This window comes from Teichococcus wenyumeiae (genome assembly GCF_003696345.1).
In the GTDB taxonomy this organism is placed as follows: domain Bacteria; phylum Pseudomonadota; class Alphaproteobacteria; order Acetobacterales; family Acetobacteraceae; genus Pseudoroseomonas; species Pseudoroseomonas wenyumeiae.
In genome coordinates, this window is sequence record NZ_RFLX01000008.1 from 50,608 (window position 1) to 66,729 (window position 16,122).

The following is a 16,122-nucleotide window of genomic DNA, read 5'->3' on the forward strand; positions in this document are numbered from 1 at the left end:
CTTGCGCATCCCGGACCTCGACCTCGACCTGTTGCGCTGTTTTGTTCAAGTGGCGGAGCGGGGCGGGTTCACGCCGGGGGCGCTGGCGCTGGGGCTGACGCAATCGGCCGTCAGCCTGAAGGTGAAGCGGCTGGAGGATCTCGTCGGCCGCCGGGTCTTCGAGCGCACCAGCCGCTCCGTCGCCCTGACACGGGATGGCGAGACGCTGCTGGCCTATGCCCGCCGCATGCTCGCCCTGAACGACGAGGCGGTGCGCCGGCTGGTGGCGCCGCCCGTGACGGGCCGCCTGCGCCTGGGCGTGGCCGACCACTTCGTGCCCCGCAACCTGGCACCCATCCTGGCCCGCTTCGCGCGGGATTTCCCCGATGTGCGGCTGGAAGTGGAGGTCGGCCGCAGCCACGAGCTGCGCGCGGCGCAGGAGCGCGGCGCGCTGGACTTGGTGCTGGGCAAGCGCCGGGATGGCGAGACCACTGGCAGCATCCTCTGGACCGAGCCCATCGTCTGGGTCGCCGCCCCCGGCTGGGTGGCGCCGGAAGGCCGCCCCCTGCCGCTCGCCATGCTGCCCCAGGGCTGCATGTTCCGCGACCGCGCCCTGGCCGCCCTGGCGCGGGCGGGCATGGGCTTCGAGGTGGTCTATACCTCCGCCAGCCTGCTGGGCGTGGCGGCGGCGGCGCAGGCGGGCTTCGCGGCCACCGTCATGGGCCGTTCCGGCCTGCCGCCCGGGCTGCGGGAGACGGACGGGCTGCCGCCGCTGGGGGTGGCCGAGATGGCCGTCTTCGGCGATGCCGCCGGGCGGACACAGCTTGTTGCGCCGCTGGTGGCGCTGATCCGCGATAGCCTGGACCAGAACTGAGGAGGAACTTCAGGCATGGTCCTGCGGATGGCTTGGCTCGCCGGCACGGCGATGCTCGCCCTGGCGGCACCCGCTTTGGCCCAGAACCCGGCGCAGCGCCCCTGGGTCGGGCATTACCGCTATGAATGGGAAGGCGGCCGCACCGCCGGCGGCTCCGGCATGGCCGTCACCTACAACCTTCGCATCGGCAACGGCCCGGCCGACTGCGCCCTGGACATCACCGGCTTCCAGAGCGACGAGCACATCCTGTGCGAGGTCGCCACCAACGGCGAGAACCTCTGGGTCCGCTTCCGCTCCTATGCCGATGGCAAGCTGGCCAACAAATACGGCACCGCCGTCTACCGCCCGGGCCAGGACCTGTTCCGGCTGCGGCGCCAGGGCACGGCTGCCCCCGTGACGGAATGGCAGGCCCTGAACCCGGAGGAACGCCGGACGCCCCCGGCCCTGCGCTTCCGCAAGGCCTGATCCGCCCGGCGCGCCGGAGGGCCGCGCCCAGCCTACCAGCCGTTCACACGGTCCCAGACCGCCACGACCTCCCGGCCGCCATCGACGACGTGGTAGCGGTCATAGGCCGCGGCGGTCAGGCAGGCGTGGTTGGGCGCGACGCGCACGCGGCCGCCGGCCGGCAGGCGGGCGAAATCCAGCGCGCCGTCCTGCCGCTTCACCTCGCCATGCTCCTGATGCGTGCGCACCACCAGCGTCTCTCCGAATGAGGGCCGGCCATCGAGATCCAGCACCAGGCCGAAGCCATAGTCCTTCGGCGCCGCCTGGGTGCTGCGGTCCTTCGACAATGCCAGCGAGCCGGAATCCAGCAGCACCGCCTCGCGCTCCGGCTTGCGGCCGATGACGCTGGCCAGCACCGTCAGCGCGATGGCCTCCGGCGCATGCGTGCCGATCTGCATCTGGAAGAGGTCGCCGAACATGTAGACGCCGGCACGGATTTCCGTGATGCCTTCCATGCTGGCGCCATAGAGCGCGGTGGGGGAAGAGCCCAGCGACACGATGCCGACCTCGTGCCCCGCCGCGCGCAGCCGCTCCGCCGCGCGCACCACACCGGCACGCTCGGTTTCCGCGATGCGGGCCATCTCCTCGGCCGAGCGGCCGGCATAGGAATGGCCGGCATGGGTCAGCACGCCGGCGAGGCGGCCGCTTAGCGTGGCGGCCAGTGCCAGCAGGGCCTCGGATTCCGGCGCCACGCCGCCGCGCCCCTCCCCCACGTCCACTTCCACCAGCGCGGAAAGCGGGCCCGGATGCGCGGCGATGGCGGCCGCGGCCTCGGCATCGTCCACGATTACCTTGATGCTGGCGCCCTGGGCATTCAGCGACGCCACGGCATCCAGCTTGGCGGGCGCGATGCCCACGGCATAGATCTGGTCCTTGTAGCCGCCCTCGAAGAAGTAGCGGGCCTCGGCCAGCGTCGAGACGGTGATGGGGCCATGGTCCGGCGCGGCCAGCGCCGCGACATCCAGGCTCTTGGCCGTCTTCATATGCGGGCGCAGCGCCACGCCGGGGTGGCGCGCCACCGCCGCCGCCATGCCGGCGAGATTGGCGCGCAGGATGCCGAGGTCCAGCACCAGCGAGGGGGTCGGCAGGTCGTCCAAAGTGGTCATCGGGGAGTCCAGCGGGTCTCGGGGTCCAGCGGCAGCACGGGGCGCGGCAGCTTCTTCCATTCGAAGCGGTCCAGCACGGGGGAGGTCAGGCCGGGCACATCGACTTCCACGATGCGCTGGGCGGAGAAGAATTCGTCGAAGCCGCCGCGGAAATGCCCGCGCGACTTCACCACCACCACCTTTGCCGCACCGATATCCAGCCCCAGATGCTCCAGGAAGGCGGGGTCGGCGCATTGCGTGCGGCGGCTGACCACCACCACCACGATGCCGCCGATGCGCAGCGCCGCCGTGGGGCCGAGCTCGATGGCGGTATTGGCGAAGATGCCACGCCGGCCTGTCACCTTGCCATCCGACAGCGCCTCCACCCGCGCCTCGGCGGTGAAGGGCTTGCTGAAGCCCTTGGCGGCATCGCGGTTGAAACGCGCGGTGAACTTGGCGCCGCCACCCAGGGCATGTGCTTCCGCCGCCAGGGCGGGGTCGTGGATGATGCCGAAGATGGCGTCCTGCACGCCGGCCTTATGGAAGGCCTCCAGGATATACATGGTATTGCCGCGCCCGCCGCCGCCGGGATTGTCGGCGACATCGGCGAAGCAGAGCGGCACCTCGCTGGTCAGCGCCCGCTCCACCGATTCCCGCAGCGAGGTCAGCTTCGCCACGAAGCGCGCGCGGCGTTCCCAGGCGGCTTTCGCCAGCTCGTCGGCCAGTGCCTCGCAGGCCGGCTTGTCAGGGCCGGTGACGATGATGGCGAAGCCGTTGAAGGGCGTGTCGCCATAAGCGAAGCCGCCCATGACGGAGACATTGGCGATCTTCTTCGGCCCCAGTGCATTGGCCTGTGCCTGGCCCAGGTTGATCACCTCGGCATAAGGGCCTTCCGAGGTCAGCTGGCTGACGGTGGGGGCGACGATGGGCAGGCGGCGGAAGGCGCGGTGGAAGCGCTCCCCCGCCATCAGCCGGCGCAGCAGGCCAGCCGATTCCGCGCCGCGCTCCCGCATGTCCAGGTGCGGGTTGGTGCGGTAGCCGACAAAGGCATCGCAATCCCGCACCATGCCGTCCGAGACATTGGCATGCAGGTCGTAGGAACAGACCAGCGGCACGCCCTGCCCCAGCACCTCGCGCACCAGGGCCTGCAAGGCGCCTTCCGGGTCGTCCAGCTCGGTGGTCAGGCCGGCGCCGTGCAGCACGCAGTAGATGCCGTCCACTTGGCCCCGCAGGGCTTCCAGGCCCTGGCGCCAGATCGCCATCATCTCCGCGAAGAGCGGGTGCTCCACCGGGCCATTGGGCTCCGCCATGGTCAGCAGCACCGGACGGGGCTGCCAGGCGCCGGCCTTGTCCATGGCCCGCACGAAGCCGGGCATTTCCCCCAACGCGCCGGGGGCGCGGCTGCGGGCATCGGCCAGGATCGCCTCGCCTTCCAGCCAGACGCGGAAATCCGCCCGCGCCGCCGTGGGGGCGAAGCGGTTGCACTCGATGGAGAAGCCCAGCAGCGCGATGCGCGGACCGGCGCCGCTCACAGCTTCATGCCCATCAGCTCGGCGTGGCGCTGGGTGGATTTCAATCCGGTGCCGGTCAGGACCACCACGGTTGTCTCGCTCTCCCGGATCGTGCCGGCGGCCAGCAGGTGGCCGAAGGCCGCGGCTGCCTGGGCGCAGGTGGGCTCCACATAGAGGCCCTGGCGCGCCAGGCCGCGCGTGGCCTCGGCGATCTCCTCCTCCTCCAGCAGCACGGCGCCGCCACGGCTCTCGTGCAGCACGCGCAGCAGCTCCGGCGTGCGGATCGGCTGGGCGATGGCGGTGCCTTCCGCGATGGTGGGGCGCACGGCCTCGAGCGGCTGGTTCAGGAAGGCGCGGGCCACGGGGCCGCAGTTGGCCGGCTGCGCCGCGAAGATGCGCGGCATGCGGGAGATCTGCCCCGCCCGCAGCAGTTCCCCGAAGCCGATGCCGCAGCCCAGCACGTTGGAACCGGCGCCGCAGGGCACGATGACATTGTCCGGCGCACGGAAGCCCAGGTCCTCCCACAGCTCATAGGCCAGGGTCTTGGTGCCGTGCAGGAAGAAGGGGTGCCAGTTGTGGCTGGCGTAGAAGATGCGCTCGGCCTGGGCCAGGGCGGCATCGGCGCAATCCTGCCGGCTGCCGGGGACCAGCTCGATCTGCGCCCCCGCCGCGCGGGACTGCACCGTCTTGGCCGGGCTGGTGGAATCCGGCACCAGGATTTTGGCCCGCATCCCGCCGGCGGCGGCATAGGTGGCGATGGCGGCGCCCCCATTGCCGGAGGAATCCTCCAGCACATGCGCGATCCCCTGCGCCCGCAGCAGCGAGAGCATGACCGAGGCGCCCCGGTCCTTGAAGGAGCCGCTGGGCATGAACCACTCACATTTGAAGCGGACCGGCGCCCCGGCCCAGCTTCCGGCCACCAGCGGCGTGCAGCCCTCCCCCAGGCTGATCGGCGCCTCGGGCAGGAAGGGCAGCGCGGCGCGGTAGCGCCAGAGCGAGCGCTCCCCCTGCGCGATATCCTCCCGCCCGATGCCGGGCAGGTCGGTCAGCAGCAGGGGCTGCCCATCCGGGCCGCACCAGCGCGGGGTTGCGAGAGGCCAGGTCTGGCCGGTGCGGGGGTCGAGATAGGCGGGTGCGGTCATGGAGGCATCACCGTGGCTTGCTCTCGCGCGGCCCGCAAGGTGTAGTGCGCCATGTCCCATATCGATTCACCGGCCGCCGCGGTGGCCCGCCTTGCTGCCGACCTTGTCCGGATCGACAGCCGCAGCTTCGTCTCCAACAACCCCCTGGCCGACCGCATCGCGGCCGAGCTGGAGGGCTTCGAGCTGGAGCGGCTGGATTTCACCGACCCGCGCGGCGTCGCCAAATGCGTGCTGGTGGCGCATCGCGGCCCGCCGGGCGGCGTGGCGCTCTCCGGCCACATGGACACGGTGCCGGATACCGGCTGGGCGGACGACCCCTTCTCCGGCCGCATCGACCCCGACGGCGTGCTGCATGGCCTGGGCGCCGCCGACATGAAGGGGCCGCTGGCCGCCTGCATCATCGCCGCCCGCAGCCTGCCGGCACATCTGCCCGCCACGCTGCTGATCACGACCGATGAGGAAACCACCAAGCAGGGCGCGCGGCTGATCGCGGACCGTTCCGCCCTGGCCCGCCGGGCTGCGCCGCGCGGCATCATCGTGGCCGAGCCGACCGGGATGGTGCCGGTGCGCGGCCACCGCAGCAACATCGACTTCATCGCGGTGGCGGAAGGGGTGCAGGCGCATTCTTCGCTGGGCATCGGGCGCAACGCCAACTGGGCGTTGATCCCCTTCCTGGTGGAGATGCGGGAGATCCAGCAGCGGCTGCGGGACGACACCTCCCTGCACGACGATGCCTATTCGCCGCCCTTTTCCGACTTCAACCTGATCCTGGACAACCACGGCGCGGCGGTGAACGTGACGGTGCCGGTGGCCACCGCGCGCATCAAGTTCCGCTACAGCAAGCGGATCGACCCCAGCCCGGTCGTGGCGGCGGTGCAGGCGGCGGCGGAGCGCGCGGGCGTCGCCCTGACCGTGGTGCGCCAGGGCCCGCCACCGGAAACACCGGCGGATCACCCCTTCATCCGCGCGGTGGAGGCGGCGACCGGCCGCAGCGCCGAGACGCGCCCCTTCGGCACCGATGCCAGCGAACTGCAGGAGATCGCCCCCTGCGCCATCCTGGGACCGGAGGTGATGGACACCGCCCATAGCCCGAAGGAGCGGGCGCGGGTGGAATGGCTGGCGGCGGCGGTGCCGGTCTTCCAGCAGATCATGCGGGGGTAGAGCCCCGCCGGCCGGGGGCCGCCTGCCTTCGCAGGGCGGCCCCCGGCTGGGTCAGGACCTTATTCCAGGGTCTCGAGCAGTTCGCAGAGCGTCGCGGTGCGGGGGGCCAGCTCTTCCCACAGGATGTGCTCGAATTCCGCATGCGCCCCGGCGCCGGAGCAGCCCAACCCGTCCAGGGTCGGGATGCCCATGGCGGCGGTGAAGTTGCCGTCCGAGCCACCGCCGCGATGCTGCTTCGGCAGGTCATAGCCCTGGCCGGCCGCGATGGCGCGGGCGCGCTCGTAGACCGCCAGGATGGCCGGGCTTTCCTCCATCGGCGGGCGGTTGAGGCCGCCGGTGATGGTGACGTTGGTGCCTTCCGGCTGCGGCCCGGCCATGGCCATCACCGCATCCACCAGCGCCGCGCCCTTGGCGATGGAGGAGACGCGGAAATCCACCTCGCAGCCGGCCTCGGCCGCGATCACGTTGGGCCGGGTGCCGCCCCAGATCGGCGCCACATTGGTGGTGGTGCCGCCCGGCAGGTCCACCAGCGCATGGATCTGCGTGATCAGGCGCGCCAGCGTCACCACGGCGCTGCTGCCTTCCTCCCAGTTGCCGCCGGCATGGGCGCTCTGCCCCTGCACCCGCACCACGAAGCGCCCCACACCCTTGCGGGCGGTGACGCAGGCCTTGCCCGGATTGCCGGCGGGCTCGGGGATCAGCACGGCGCAGGCCTTGGCCGCCTCAGCCTCGATCAGCGCGCGGCTCGACGGGCTGCCCACTTCCTCGTCCGAGGTCAGCAGCAGCGTGATGGGGCTGCGCGTCGCCACCTTCTGCCGCAGGATCTCCCGCAGCGAATGGAAGGCGGCGAAGCTGCCGGACTTCATGTCATAGATGCCGGGGCCATAGGCCTTCTCGCCTTCCACGCGGAAGGGGATGGTCTTGGCCAGGGTGCCGTGGTCCCAGACCGTGTCCAGGTGGCCGGCCACCAGCACGGGCTTGCGGTTGCCATGCGCCGCATTGGCCGGCGTGCGCGCCACCAGGTGGTCGCCGAAGCCGTCGCGGCCGGGGATGCGCTCCACCTCCGCGCCCACGGCCCGCAGCTCGGCCTCGGCCTTGTCCAGCAGCCCGTTGATGGCGGCGGGGTCGGTGGTGGGCGTCTCGTGCTCCACCCAGCCGCGCAGTTCCTGGAGCAGGTCCTGGCTGGTGCCGATGCGGGTCTGAGGCATGGGGTGTTCAATCCTTCCTGAAGCCGCCGCCCTTGTGGCCCCTGGCACGCGGCCTTGTCCATCCGGGGCGCCGGGTCTAAGCCCAGCCTGAACCCCCTTGACTTCCACCCTGGGAGAGCCCGTGACCGACAGCATTCCCCCCGCCCCCCGCCTCAAGCGCGTCTGCGTCTTCTGCGGTGCCAATCCCGGCCTGAACCCCGCCTTCGCCGAGGCCGCCCGCGCCATGGGCGAGGCCATCGCGGCGCGCGGCCTGGGCCTGGTCTATGGCGGCGGACATGTGGGACTGATGGGCATCGTGGCGGATTCCGCCATGAAGGCCGGCGCCGAGGTGATCGGCATCATCCCCGAGGTGCTGATGCGCCGCGAGGTCGGCCATGGCGCCATCACCGAGCTGCATGTCGTCGGCACCATGCATGAGCGCAAGAAGATGATGGCCGACCTGTCGGACGGCTTCATCGTCATGCCCGGCGGCGTCGGCACGCTGGAGGAGGCGGTGGAGGCCTTCACCTGGACGCAGCTCGGCATCCACGACAAGGGCATCGTCTTCCTGGACGTGAACAACTACTGGCAGCGCATGGCGGAACTGCTGGACCACATGGTGGCCGAGGGCTTCGTGAAGCCGGAGCAGCGCCCCATCGCCGATTTCGTGGCGAGCCCCGAGGAAGCGCTGGAGGCCCTGGCCCGGTTCGAGGCTCCGGCGGTCAAGAGCTGGGCCAGCCCGCAGCAGCGATGACCCAGCTCTTCCAGGACTGGCGCGGCCTGCCGGAGGCGGCGCGCGGCGCCACCCTGGCGCTGGGCAATTTCGACGGCATCCATCTCGGCCACCGCGCCGTGCTGGCCGCCGCCCATGCCGGCCGCCCCGACCGGCCGCTGGCGGTCCTGACCTTCGAGCCGCACCCGCGCGAGCATTTCCGCCCCGGCGACCCGCCCTTCCGCCTGACGCTGCTGCCGGCCAAGCTGGCGCTCTTCTCGGCGCTGGGCTGCGCCTTCGTGCTGGCCATCCGCTTCGACGACGCCTTCGCCGCCATGCCGGCCGAGGCTTTCGTGCAGGAGGTGCTGCATGGCGCGCTGGGCGCCAGCCACCTCTCCTGCGGCCATGACTTCGCCTTCGGTCACCGGCGCGGCGGCGATGTCGCCATGCTGGCGCGGGAGGCCGAGGCGCTCGGCATCGGCATGACGGTGGTGCCGCCGGTGGCGGACGAGGACGGCCCCATCTCCTCCACCGCCATCCGCCGGCTGTTGCAGGACGGCTATCCGGAACGCGCCGCCCACCGCCTGGGCCGCCCCTGGGAGATCGTCGGCCCGGTCAGCCATGGCGATAAGCGCGGCCGCACCATCGGCTTCCCCACCGCCAATGTGCCGCTGGGCCGGCAGCTGGAGCCGGCACGCGGCGTCTACGCCGTGCAGGTGGCGCTGCCGGACGGGCGGGTGGTGCCGGGGGTCGCCAATATCGGCGCCCGCCCCACCGTCGGCGGCACCGAGAGCCGGGTGGAGGCCCACCTTTTCGACTTCGCCGGGGACCTCTACGGCCAGGAGGTCGGCGTGCGCCTGATCCGCTTCCTGCGGGCGGAGAAGAAATTCTCCGGCCTGGAGGAGCTGGCGGCGCAGATCGCCGCCGATGCCGCCGCGGCGCGGAAGCTGCTGGGCGCCTGAGGCCGGGTGGCCATCCCTTGACCCCCGTCGCGCCGGGCCGCAAAAACCCGGCCATGCCGCGCGCGCTTCACACCGCAGGGTTGCGAATTAGCCGCCCGGTCCTCTGACCCGAGGGCCGGGACCTTTATCGCGCCGCGCTTTCCTCCCCCTGCCTGAAGCCCGCCGCATGGCGGCATGGATGCACCGATGACCGACGCTCCCTCCACGGAGACCCCCGCCGCCCGCGACTATCGCGGCACCGTCTTCCTGCCCAAGACCTCCTTCCCCATGAAGGGCGACCTGCCGAAGCGCGAGCCGGGCTGGCTGGAGCGCTGGGAGAGGATGGGTCTGTGGCAGGAGCTGCGGGAACGGTCCAAGGCCCTGCCCAAGTTCGTGCTGCATGACGGCCCGCCCTATGCCAACGGCCCGCTGCACATCGGCCACGCGCTGAACAAGATCCTGAAGGACGTCATCAACCGCGCCGCCCAGATGGCCGGGCATGACGCCGGCTATGTGCCGGGCTGGGACTGCCACGGCCTGCCGATCGAATGGAAGGTCGAGGAAGAGTACCGCGCCAAGGGCAAGGACAAGGACAGCGTCCCGGTCCTGGAATTCCGCGCCGAATGCCGCGCCTATGCCGCCCACTGGCTGGACGTGCAGCGGGAGGAGTTCAAGCGCCTCGGCGTCGCCGGCGATTGGGCGCATCCCTATGCCACGATGGACTTCTCCTCCGAGGCCACCATCGCGGGTGAGATCGGCAAGTTCCTGATGAACGGCTCGCTCTACCGCGGCCTGCGGCCGGTGATGTGGAGCCCGGTGGAAAAGACCGCGCTGGCCGAGGCCGAGGTCGAGTACCAGGACCACAAGTCCGCCATCCTCTTCACCAACTTCCCGATCATCTCCGCTTCCGCGCCGGACCTGGTGGGGGCGGAGGTGGTGATCTGGACCACCACCCCCTGGACCATCCCCGCCAACCGCGGCCTCGCCTATGGCGAGGAGATCGACTACGCGCTGCTGCAGGTGGATGCGGTCGAGGACGGCGCGCTGCTGACCCCCGGCCGCAGGCTGGTGGTGGCGGAGGCGCTGATCCCCTCCTTCGCCAAGGAAGTGGGCATCACCGCCCATAGCGTGCTGCGCATCTTCAAGGGCACGGAACTGGCCGGCGCCATCGCCGCCCATCCGCTGCGCGGCTGGGAAGCCGGCGCGCCGGGCTATGGCTTCGACGTGCCGCTGCTGGCTGGCGACTTCGTCACCACCGAGGCCGGCACCGGCGTGGTGCATATCGCCCCCGCCCATGGCGAGGACGATTTTGCCCTGGGCCGCGCCTATGGCCTGCCCGTCACGGAAGCCGTGGCGGATGACGGCACCTATACCATGCAGGCGCCGGGCTTCACGGGCGTGCATGTCTTCAAGGCGCATGAGCCGGTCTGGGCCGCGCTGACGGAGATGGGCAAGCTTTCCGGCAAGGGCTTCATCACCCACAGCTACCCGCATAGCTGGCGTTCCAAGAAGCCGGTGATCTACCGCGCCACGCCGCAGTGGTTCATCGCCATGGACGACGCCAACCAGATCCGCGCCAAGGCGCTGGATGCGCTGGCCAAGACGCATTTCGTGCCGGACCAGGGCCGCAACCGCATCGGCTCCATGGTCGCGGGCCGGCCAGACTGGTGCATCAGCCGCCAGCGTGCCTGGGGCGTGCCCATCGCCATCTTCGTGGACAAGCGCACCGGCGAGCCGCTGCGCGACCCCGCCATCATGGAGCGCGTGACCGCCGCCTTCCGCGAGGAAGGGGCCGATGCCTGGTACCAGCCCGGCGCCGCCCAGCGCTTCCTGGGCAATGAGCGGAACCCGGACGACTACGAGCAGGTCATGGACATCGTCGATGTCTGGTTCGAATCCGGCTCAACCCACGCTTTCACTCTCACGCCCGAGCGGGACCTGCCCTTCCCGGCGGACCTCTACCTGGAAGGCTCGGACCAGCATCGCGGCTGGTTCCATTCCTCGCTGCTGGAAAGCATCGGCACCCGCGGCGTCGCGCCCTTCAAGGCCATCCTGACCCACGGCTTCGTGCTGGATGAGACCGGGCGGAAGATGTCCAAGTCGCTGGGCAATGTCACCGCGCCGCAGGAAGTCACCAAGCAGTACGGCGCCGATATCCTGCGCCTCTGGGTGATGAACTCGGACACCGCCGACGACCTGCGCATCGGCAAGAACATCCTGACGCAGCAGGCCGAGCTGTACCGCCGCCTGCGCAACACCCTGCGCTGGCTGCTGGGCAACCTGGACGGCTTCCAGGACGCGGAAATCCTGCCGCATGACCAGTTGCCGGAGCTGGAGCGCTGGGTGCTGCACCGCCTGTCGGAGCTGGATGCGCGCATCCGCAAGGCGGCCAAGGACTACGACTGGAACGGCGTCTATCCCGAGATCCACGCCTTCTGCGCCACGGATCTTTCCGCCTTCTACTTCGATGTCCGCAAGGACAGCCTCTACTGCGATGCCCTGGACAGCCAGCGCCGCCGCGCCGCCCGCACCGTGCTGGCCGCCCTGCACCGCTGCCTGACCGCCTGGCTGGCGCCCGTGATGCCCTTCACGGCCGAGGAAGCCTGGCTGGCCCGCTTCCCCGGCGAGGGCGAGAGCGTGCACCTGCAGCTCTTCCCCGAGATTCCGGCGGAATGGCGGGATGAGGCACTGGCGGCCAAGTGGGCGCGGGTGCGCGACATCCGCCGCGTGGTCACCGGCGCGCTGGAGAAGGCGCGCGGCGCCGGCACCATCGGCTCCTCCCTCCAGGCGGCGCCCAGCCTGCACCTGCCCGAGGCCGATCTGCCCCTGCTGCCGGCCGGGACCTGGGCCGAGCTGTGCATCACCTCCGGCCTGGAACTGACGGCCGGGGCGGCGCCCGAGGATGCCTTCACGGTGGAAGGCGTGCCCGGCGTCGCCGTGGCCTTCGCCCCCGCCGCCGGCGAGAAGTGCGAGCGCTGCTGGCGCGTGCTGCCCGAAGTCGGCCGCTCCGCCGCCCATCCCGGTCTGTGCCTCCGCTGCGAAGCGGTGGTGGAGCCGGCATGAGCCTGAAGTTCGGCCTGGGCATCGCCGCCGCCACCCTGGTGGTGGACCAACTCTCCAAGTGGTGGATCCTGGAAGGGCTGCGCCTGCCGGAGATCGGCCGGCTGCCGCTGCTCGATTTCGGCAGCTTCGGCCTGCAATTCGCCATGGTCTGGAACCGTGGCGTCACCTTCGGGCTGCTGGCGGGCGATGCCCCCTGGCATCGGCTGCTGCTGGCCCTGCTGGCCCTGGCCGTGGTGGGCTTTCTCGTCCACTGGCTGCGGCGTGCCGACAACCGCCTGACGGTGGTGGCGCTGGGCGCCGTCATCGGCGGCGCGGTCGGCAATGTGATCGACCGGCTGCGCTTCGGCGCGGTGGTGGACTTCATCGATACCTGGGCCTTCGACTGGCACTGGTATGTCTTCAACATCGCCGATGCCGGCATCGTGCTGGGCGTGATCGCGCTGATGGCCGATGCCTTGTTCCGGCCAAAACAGACAGGTAAGGAAGCGGCATGACGCAGTCCTCCCGCCTCGCGGTTCCCGCCGCCGCCGCCCTGCTTCTGCTGCCACTTCTGGCCGGATGCGGTCAGGACACGGCGCGGACCTTAGGCTTCACGCGCGATGCGCCGGATGAATTCTCCGTCGTCACCCGCGCGCCGCTGTCGCTGCCGCCCTCGCTGGGCAACCTGCCGGTGCCCCGCCCCGGCAGCACCCGGCCGCAGGAACTGACCGGCGCCGCCGCCGGCGAGGCCATCCTGGCCCCCGGCGCGGCGCATGGCGCCGGCGCCGCCACCGCCCCTTCCGCCGGCGAGAGCGCCCTGCTGGCCCAGGCCGGCGGTGCGGTGCCGGGCGGCATCCGCCGCCAGGTGGACGAGGAAAGCCTGCGGCTGGAGCAGCCGGACCGCGGCCTGGTGGACCGCCTGATGTTCTGGCGCGACGCGCCGCAGCCCGGCACCGTGGTGGACCCGCAGCGGGAAGCGCAGCGCCTGCGCGAGAACGCGGCCCTGGGCCGTGACCTGGACCAGGGCGAGACCGCCATCATCCAGCGGCGCCGCCAGGGCCTGTTCCAGGGCATCTTCTGATCGCCGCGCCGGAACACAGCGCGGCGCCCATGGAACCCGGACCCGCGCCCGGCGATCCCGCGCGGGAGGAAGACGCCCCGCCCGGGCTTGAGTTCGGCGCGGAAAGCGCAACATGGGAGGACGACATGGCCCCCATAACCCGCCGCGCGGCTCTGGCCGCCGCAGCCGTCCTTCCCGCGCTTGGCCACCTGCCGCCAGCGGAAGCCCAGCCCGCCCCCTTCACGCCGTCAGCCGGCGAGAAGCCGCTCTTTGGCGCCGCCACCTGGCACCTGCCCAACGGGCTGGCCGTGGTGCATGTGGAAAACCGCCGCGCCCCCGTGGTGGCGCATTACGTCTTCTATGGCATCGGCGGCGGCGACGACCCCGCCGGCAAGTCCGGGCTGGCGCATTTCCTGGAACACATGATGTTCAAGGGCAGCGCCCATGTGGCCTCCGGCGCCTTTTCCCGCCGTGTGGCGCAGGAAGGCGGCCAGGACAATGCCTTCACCAGCCGCGACGTCACCGCCTATCACCAGCATGTCGAGGCCTCCCGCCTGCCGCTGGTCGCCGGCATGGAGGCGGACCGCATGGCCGCCCCCCTCTTTCCCCAGGCGGAGCTGGAGTCGGAACGGCAGGTGGTGCTGGAGGAACGGCGCCAGCGGGTGGAAAGCACCCCGCGCGGCCGCTTCCGCGAGGCCTATGACGCCACCTTCTGGGGCCGCCAGCACTGGCGCGGCCGGCCGCTGATCGGCTGGTCGGAGGAAATCGCGGCCCTGACGCGCGACGACCTGACGGAATTCTTCAGCCGCGGCTACAGCCCGGCCAATGCCACGCTGGTGGTGGCCGGCGCCGTGTCCCGCGACGAGCTGGCGAAGGTGGTGGAGCAGGAATACGGCGGCGTCGCCAGCCGTGGCGCCGCCTTCGCCCTGCCCTCGCGCGGCCGCGCCCCGGCCCCTTCGGCGCCGCTGGATTCGCGGCTGGTACGGCATGACGCCCAGGTGCAGGAAGCCGCCTTCCTGCGCGGCTGGGTGGCGCCCAGCCTGCTCTCCGCCGGCCCGGCGCCGCTGGACCAGCGGCATGTCTATCCGCTGGAGGTGCTGGCGCATCTGCTGGGCGGCGGCCAGGGCTCGCGCCTGCACACGGCGCTGGTGCGCAGCGGCCTCGCCGTCGGCGCCAATGCGGGATACGATGGCGACTCGGTCGGCATCGGCGGCTTCGAGATCCAGATCACCCCCGCCCGCACCACCACCCCGCCCCGGCTGGAGGCGGCGCTGGAGGCCGTGCTGTCCTCCCTGCTCGATGGCGGCGTGACGGAGGAAGAAGTGGCCCGCTCCACGCGCCAGATCACCGCCGGCGCCCTGCTGGCGCTGGATAGCCTGGGCACCGCGCCGCGCATCCTGGGCGGCGCCCTGGCCACCGGCCTGCCGCTGGACGTGGTGGAATACTGGCCCGCCCGCATCCGCACCGTGACGCGCGGGCAGGTGGAGGCCGCCGCCCGCGCCGTGCTGGGCCGCCCGGCCATGACCGGCTGGCTGCTGCCCGAAGGGGTGGGCGGCGCATGAGCGGCACCGTGCCCCAGGGCTTTTCCCTGCCGATCCAGGTGGTCGAGGCCGGCGGCTTCACCGCCTGGCTGGCCGAGGACCATTCCGTGCCCGTCGTGTCCCTCGCCTGGGGCTGGGACGGCGGCGCCGCGCTGGACCCGGAGGGGCAGGAAGGCGCGGCCTCCCTGCTCTCCTCCCTGCTGACCGAGGGCGCCGGGTCCATGGACGCGCTCGCCTTCGCCGATGCGGCGCGGGACGAGGCCATCGGCATCGGCTTCGATGCCGACCGCGACGGTTTCGACGGCAGCCTGCGCGCCCTGTTGCCGGCCCTGCCGCGCGCGGTGGAACTGGCCCGGCTGGCCATGACCGTGCCGCGCTTCGATGACGAGGCCGTGGCCCGCGTGCGCGCCCGCGCCATCGCCGGTGCGCGGCAGGCGCTGGAAGGGCCGCGCGGCCGCGCTTCCCGCGCCTTCTGGGCGGCGGCCTATCCCGGCCATCCGGCGGGGCGGCCTTCCAGTGGCACCGCTGAAAGCATCGCCGCCATCACCGTCGATGGCATGCGCGGGCTGATGGCGCGGCAGATCCATCGCGGCGGGCTGCTGGTGGCCGCCAGCGGCGCCATCACCGCCGCGCAGCTGGCCGACCTGCTGCCCACGCTCTTCGGCAGCCTGCCGGAAGGCACGCCGCCCACCCTGCCACCGCTGCCCGCCTTCACCGCCTTCGGCACCCAGGTGGTGCCGGTCACGGCCTCGCAATCCACGCTGATCTTCGGCCAGCAGGGCATTCCGGTGCAGGACCCGGACTGGGAAGCGGCGCAGGTGCTGCTGCGGGTCTTTTCCGGCGGCGGCTTCTCCTCCCGCCTGATGCATGCGCTGCGCGAGGAGCGCGGGCTGACCTATGGCATCTATGCCGGGCTCGATTCGCTCTTCGAGGGCAGCGTGCTGGTGGGTTCCGCCGCCACCGCCAATGCCCGGGTGGGCGAGGCCCTGGGCGTGCTGCGCGCCGAATGGGCCCGCATGGCCGAAAGCGGTCCGACCCAGACGGAAATGGATGATGCCGTGTCCTTCCTGACCGGCAGCCAGCCGCTGCAATTCACCGACAGCCGCCGCATCGCCGGCACGCTGCTGGCCATGCGCCGCAACGGCCGGCCGCTGGACTGGCTGGAAAAGCGGCCCGAGCGCCTGCGCGCCGTGACGCGGGACCATGCGGCGCGGGTGGCGGAGCGGCTGCTGGTGCCGGAGGCGCTCTCCATGACCATCGCGGGGCAGCCCGAGGGTTTGTAGCGCCAGCGGGGCTTTACGGTGGTGGCAGATTCGCTACAGGAAGTAGAAACTGGCCGGCTCTTCCGGCGCTTTCACAGCCTTCGCCACCGATTCCCGCGTG

14 protein-coding genes are annotated in these 16,122 nt (G+C 71.6%); 10 read left to right on the top strand and 4 right to left on the bottom strand.

What is annotated here, in order from left to right; translation table 11 throughout:
• Position 1 precedes the first annotated feature (1 nt).
• Both EBE87_RS12520 and EBE87_RS12525 read left to right on the top strand, forming a co-directional pair.
• On the top strand, positions 2-853 hold the full coding sequence (locus EBE87_RS12520) for a LysR substrate-binding domain-containing protein (RefSeq protein WP_120638143.1): 852 nt from the start codon (positions 2-4) through the stop codon (positions 851-853).
• A 15-nt stretch (positions 854-868) separates the two neighbouring features.
• Complete coding sequence (locus EBE87_RS12525; RefSeq protein ID WP_120638142.1) at positions 869-1,318, top strand: DUF5991 domain-containing protein; 450 nt, start codon at positions 869-871, stop codon at positions 1,316-1,318.
• A 32-nt stretch (positions 1,319-1,350) separates the two neighbouring features.
• Here the strand turns inward: EBE87_RS12525 and EBE87_RS12530 are convergent, their stop codons facing one another.
• Genes EBE87_RS12530 through EBE87_RS12540 form a run of 3 tightly spaced genes read right to left on the bottom strand, consistent with a single transcriptional unit; the run spans position 1,351 to position 5,095 of the window.
• Positions 1,351-2,463 (bottom strand): alanine racemase, encoded by a 1,113-nt coding sequence (locus tag EBE87_RS12530; RefSeq protein WP_120638141.1) that lies wholly within the window; start codon positions 2,461-2,463, stop codon positions 1,351-1,353.
• On the bottom strand, positions 2,460-3,974 hold the full coding sequence (locus EBE87_RS12535; protein WP_120638140.1) for a M81 family metallopeptidase: 1,515 nt from the start codon (positions 3,972-3,974) through the stop codon (positions 2,460-2,462). The genes EBE87_RS12530 and EBE87_RS12535 overlap by 4 nt, the downstream gene beginning before the upstream one ends.
• Positions 3,971-5,095 carry a threonine synthase gene (locus tag EBE87_RS12540; RefSeq protein WP_120638139.1) on the bottom strand — a complete coding sequence of 375 codons (1,125 nt, stop codon included), beginning with the start codon at positions 5,093-5,095 and terminating at the stop codon, positions 3,971-3,973. Before EBE87_RS12540 ends, EBE87_RS12535 begins: the two co-directional genes overlap by 4 nt.
• A gap of 51 nt (positions 5,096-5,146) precedes the next feature.
• Here EBE87_RS12540 and EBE87_RS12545 point away from each other — a divergent pair, with 51 nt between their 5' ends.
• Complete coding sequence (locus EBE87_RS12545) at positions 5,147-6,256, top strand: M20/M25/M40 family metallo-hydrolase (protein WP_120638138.1); 1,110 nt, start codon at positions 5,147-5,149, stop codon at positions 6,254-6,256.
• Positions 6,257-6,315: 59 nt separating this feature from the next.
• Here the strand turns inward: EBE87_RS12545 and EBE87_RS12550 are convergent, their stop codons facing one another.
• Positions 6,316-7,464, bottom strand: coding sequence for a M20 family metallopeptidase (locus tag EBE87_RS12550; RefSeq protein WP_120638137.1), 1,149 nt, complete (start codon positions 7,462-7,464; stop codon positions 6,316-6,318).
• Positions 7,465-7,585: 121 nt separating this feature from the next.
• On the opposite strand from EBE87_RS12550, the gene EBE87_RS12555 reads away from it, so the two are divergent.
• From EBE87_RS12555 to EBE87_RS12585, 7 genes are all read left to right on the top strand, one after another.
• Positions 7,586-8,197 carry an LOG family protein gene (locus EBE87_RS12555; protein WP_233553180.1) on the top strand — a complete coding sequence of 204 codons (612 nt, stop codon included), beginning with the start codon at positions 7,586-7,588 and terminating at the stop codon, positions 8,195-8,197.
• Positions 8,194-9,117, top strand: a complete 924-nt coding sequence (locus EBE87_RS12560) for a bifunctional riboflavin kinase/FAD synthetase (RefSeq protein ID WP_120638136.1) — start codon at positions 8,194-8,196, stop codon at positions 9,115-9,117. The genes EBE87_RS12555 and EBE87_RS12560 overlap by 4 nt, the downstream gene beginning before the upstream one ends.
• 186 nt (positions 9,118-9,303) lie before the next feature.
• Complete coding sequence (gene ileS / locus EBE87_RS12565; RefSeq protein ID WP_120638135.1) at positions 9,304-12,159, top strand: isoleucine--tRNA ligase; 2,856 nt, start codon at positions 9,304-9,306, stop codon at positions 12,157-12,159.
• Positions 12,156-12,653 (top strand): signal peptidase II, encoded by a 498-nt coding sequence (gene lspA / locus EBE87_RS12570; RefSeq protein WP_120638134.1) that lies wholly within the window; start codon positions 12,156-12,158, stop codon positions 12,651-12,653. Before ileS ends, lspA begins: the two co-directional genes overlap by 4 nt.
• Positions 12,650-13,219, top strand: a complete 570-nt coding sequence (locus EBE87_RS12575) for a DUF3035 domain-containing protein (protein WP_122140016.1) — start codon at positions 12,650-12,652, stop codon at positions 13,217-13,219. Before lspA ends, EBE87_RS12575 begins: the two co-directional genes overlap by 4 nt.
• Before the next feature lie 125 nt (positions 13,220-13,344).
• Positions 13,345-14,760 (top strand): M16 family metallopeptidase, encoded by a 1,416-nt coding sequence (locus EBE87_RS12580; RefSeq protein ID WP_120640840.1) that lies wholly within the window; start codon positions 13,345-13,347, stop codon positions 14,758-14,760.
• Positions 14,757-16,022, top strand: coding sequence for a M16 family metallopeptidase (locus EBE87_RS12585; RefSeq protein ID WP_120640838.1), 1,266 nt, complete (start codon positions 14,757-14,759; stop codon positions 16,020-16,022). The genes EBE87_RS12580 and EBE87_RS12585 overlap by 4 nt, the downstream gene beginning before the upstream one ends.
• Positions 16,023-16,122 lie beyond the last annotated feature (100 nt).

Coding starts and splice junctions, on each gene's coding strand:
- EBE87_RS12545 (WP_120638138.1), top strand. CDS start 5,147: ATGTCCCATATCGATTCACCGGCCGCCGCGGTGGCCCGCCTTGCTGCC.
- EBE87_RS12575 (WP_122140016.1), top strand. CDS start 12,650: ATGACGCAGTCCTCCCGCCTCGCGGTTCCCGCCGCCGCCGCCCTGCTT.
- lspA (WP_120638134.1), top strand. CDS start 12,156: ATGAGCCTGAAGTTCGGCCTGGGCATCGCCGCCGCCACCCTGGTGGTG.
- EBE87_RS12560 (WP_120638136.1), top strand. CDS start 8,194: ATGACCCAGCTCTTCCAGGACTGGCGCGGCCTGCCGGAGGCGGCGCGC.
- EBE87_RS12540 (WP_120638139.1), bottom strand. CDS start 5,095: ATGACCGCACCCGCCTATCTCGACCCCCGCACCGGCCAGACCTGGCCT.
- EBE87_RS12530 (WP_120638141.1), bottom strand. CDS start 2,463: ATGACCACTTTGGACGACCTGCCGACCCCCTCGCTGGTGCTGGACCTC.
- EBE87_RS12580 (WP_120640840.1), top strand. CDS start 13,345: ATGGCCCCCATAACCCGCCGCGCGGCTCTGGCCGCCGCAGCCGTCCTT.
- ileS (WP_120638135.1), top strand. CDS start 9,304: ATGACCGACGCTCCCTCCACGGAGACCCCCGCCGCCCGCGACTATCGC.
- EBE87_RS12525 (WP_120638142.1), top strand. CDS start 869: ATGGTCCTGCGGATGGCTTGGCTCGCCGGCACGGCGATGCTCGCCCTG.
- EBE87_RS12585 (WP_120640838.1), top strand. CDS start 14,757: ATGAGCGGCACCGTGCCCCAGGGCTTTTCCCTGCCGATCCAGGTGGTC.
- EBE87_RS12550 (WP_120638137.1), bottom strand. CDS start 7,464: ATGCCTCAGACCCGCATCGGCACCAGCCAGGACCTGCTCCAGGAACTG.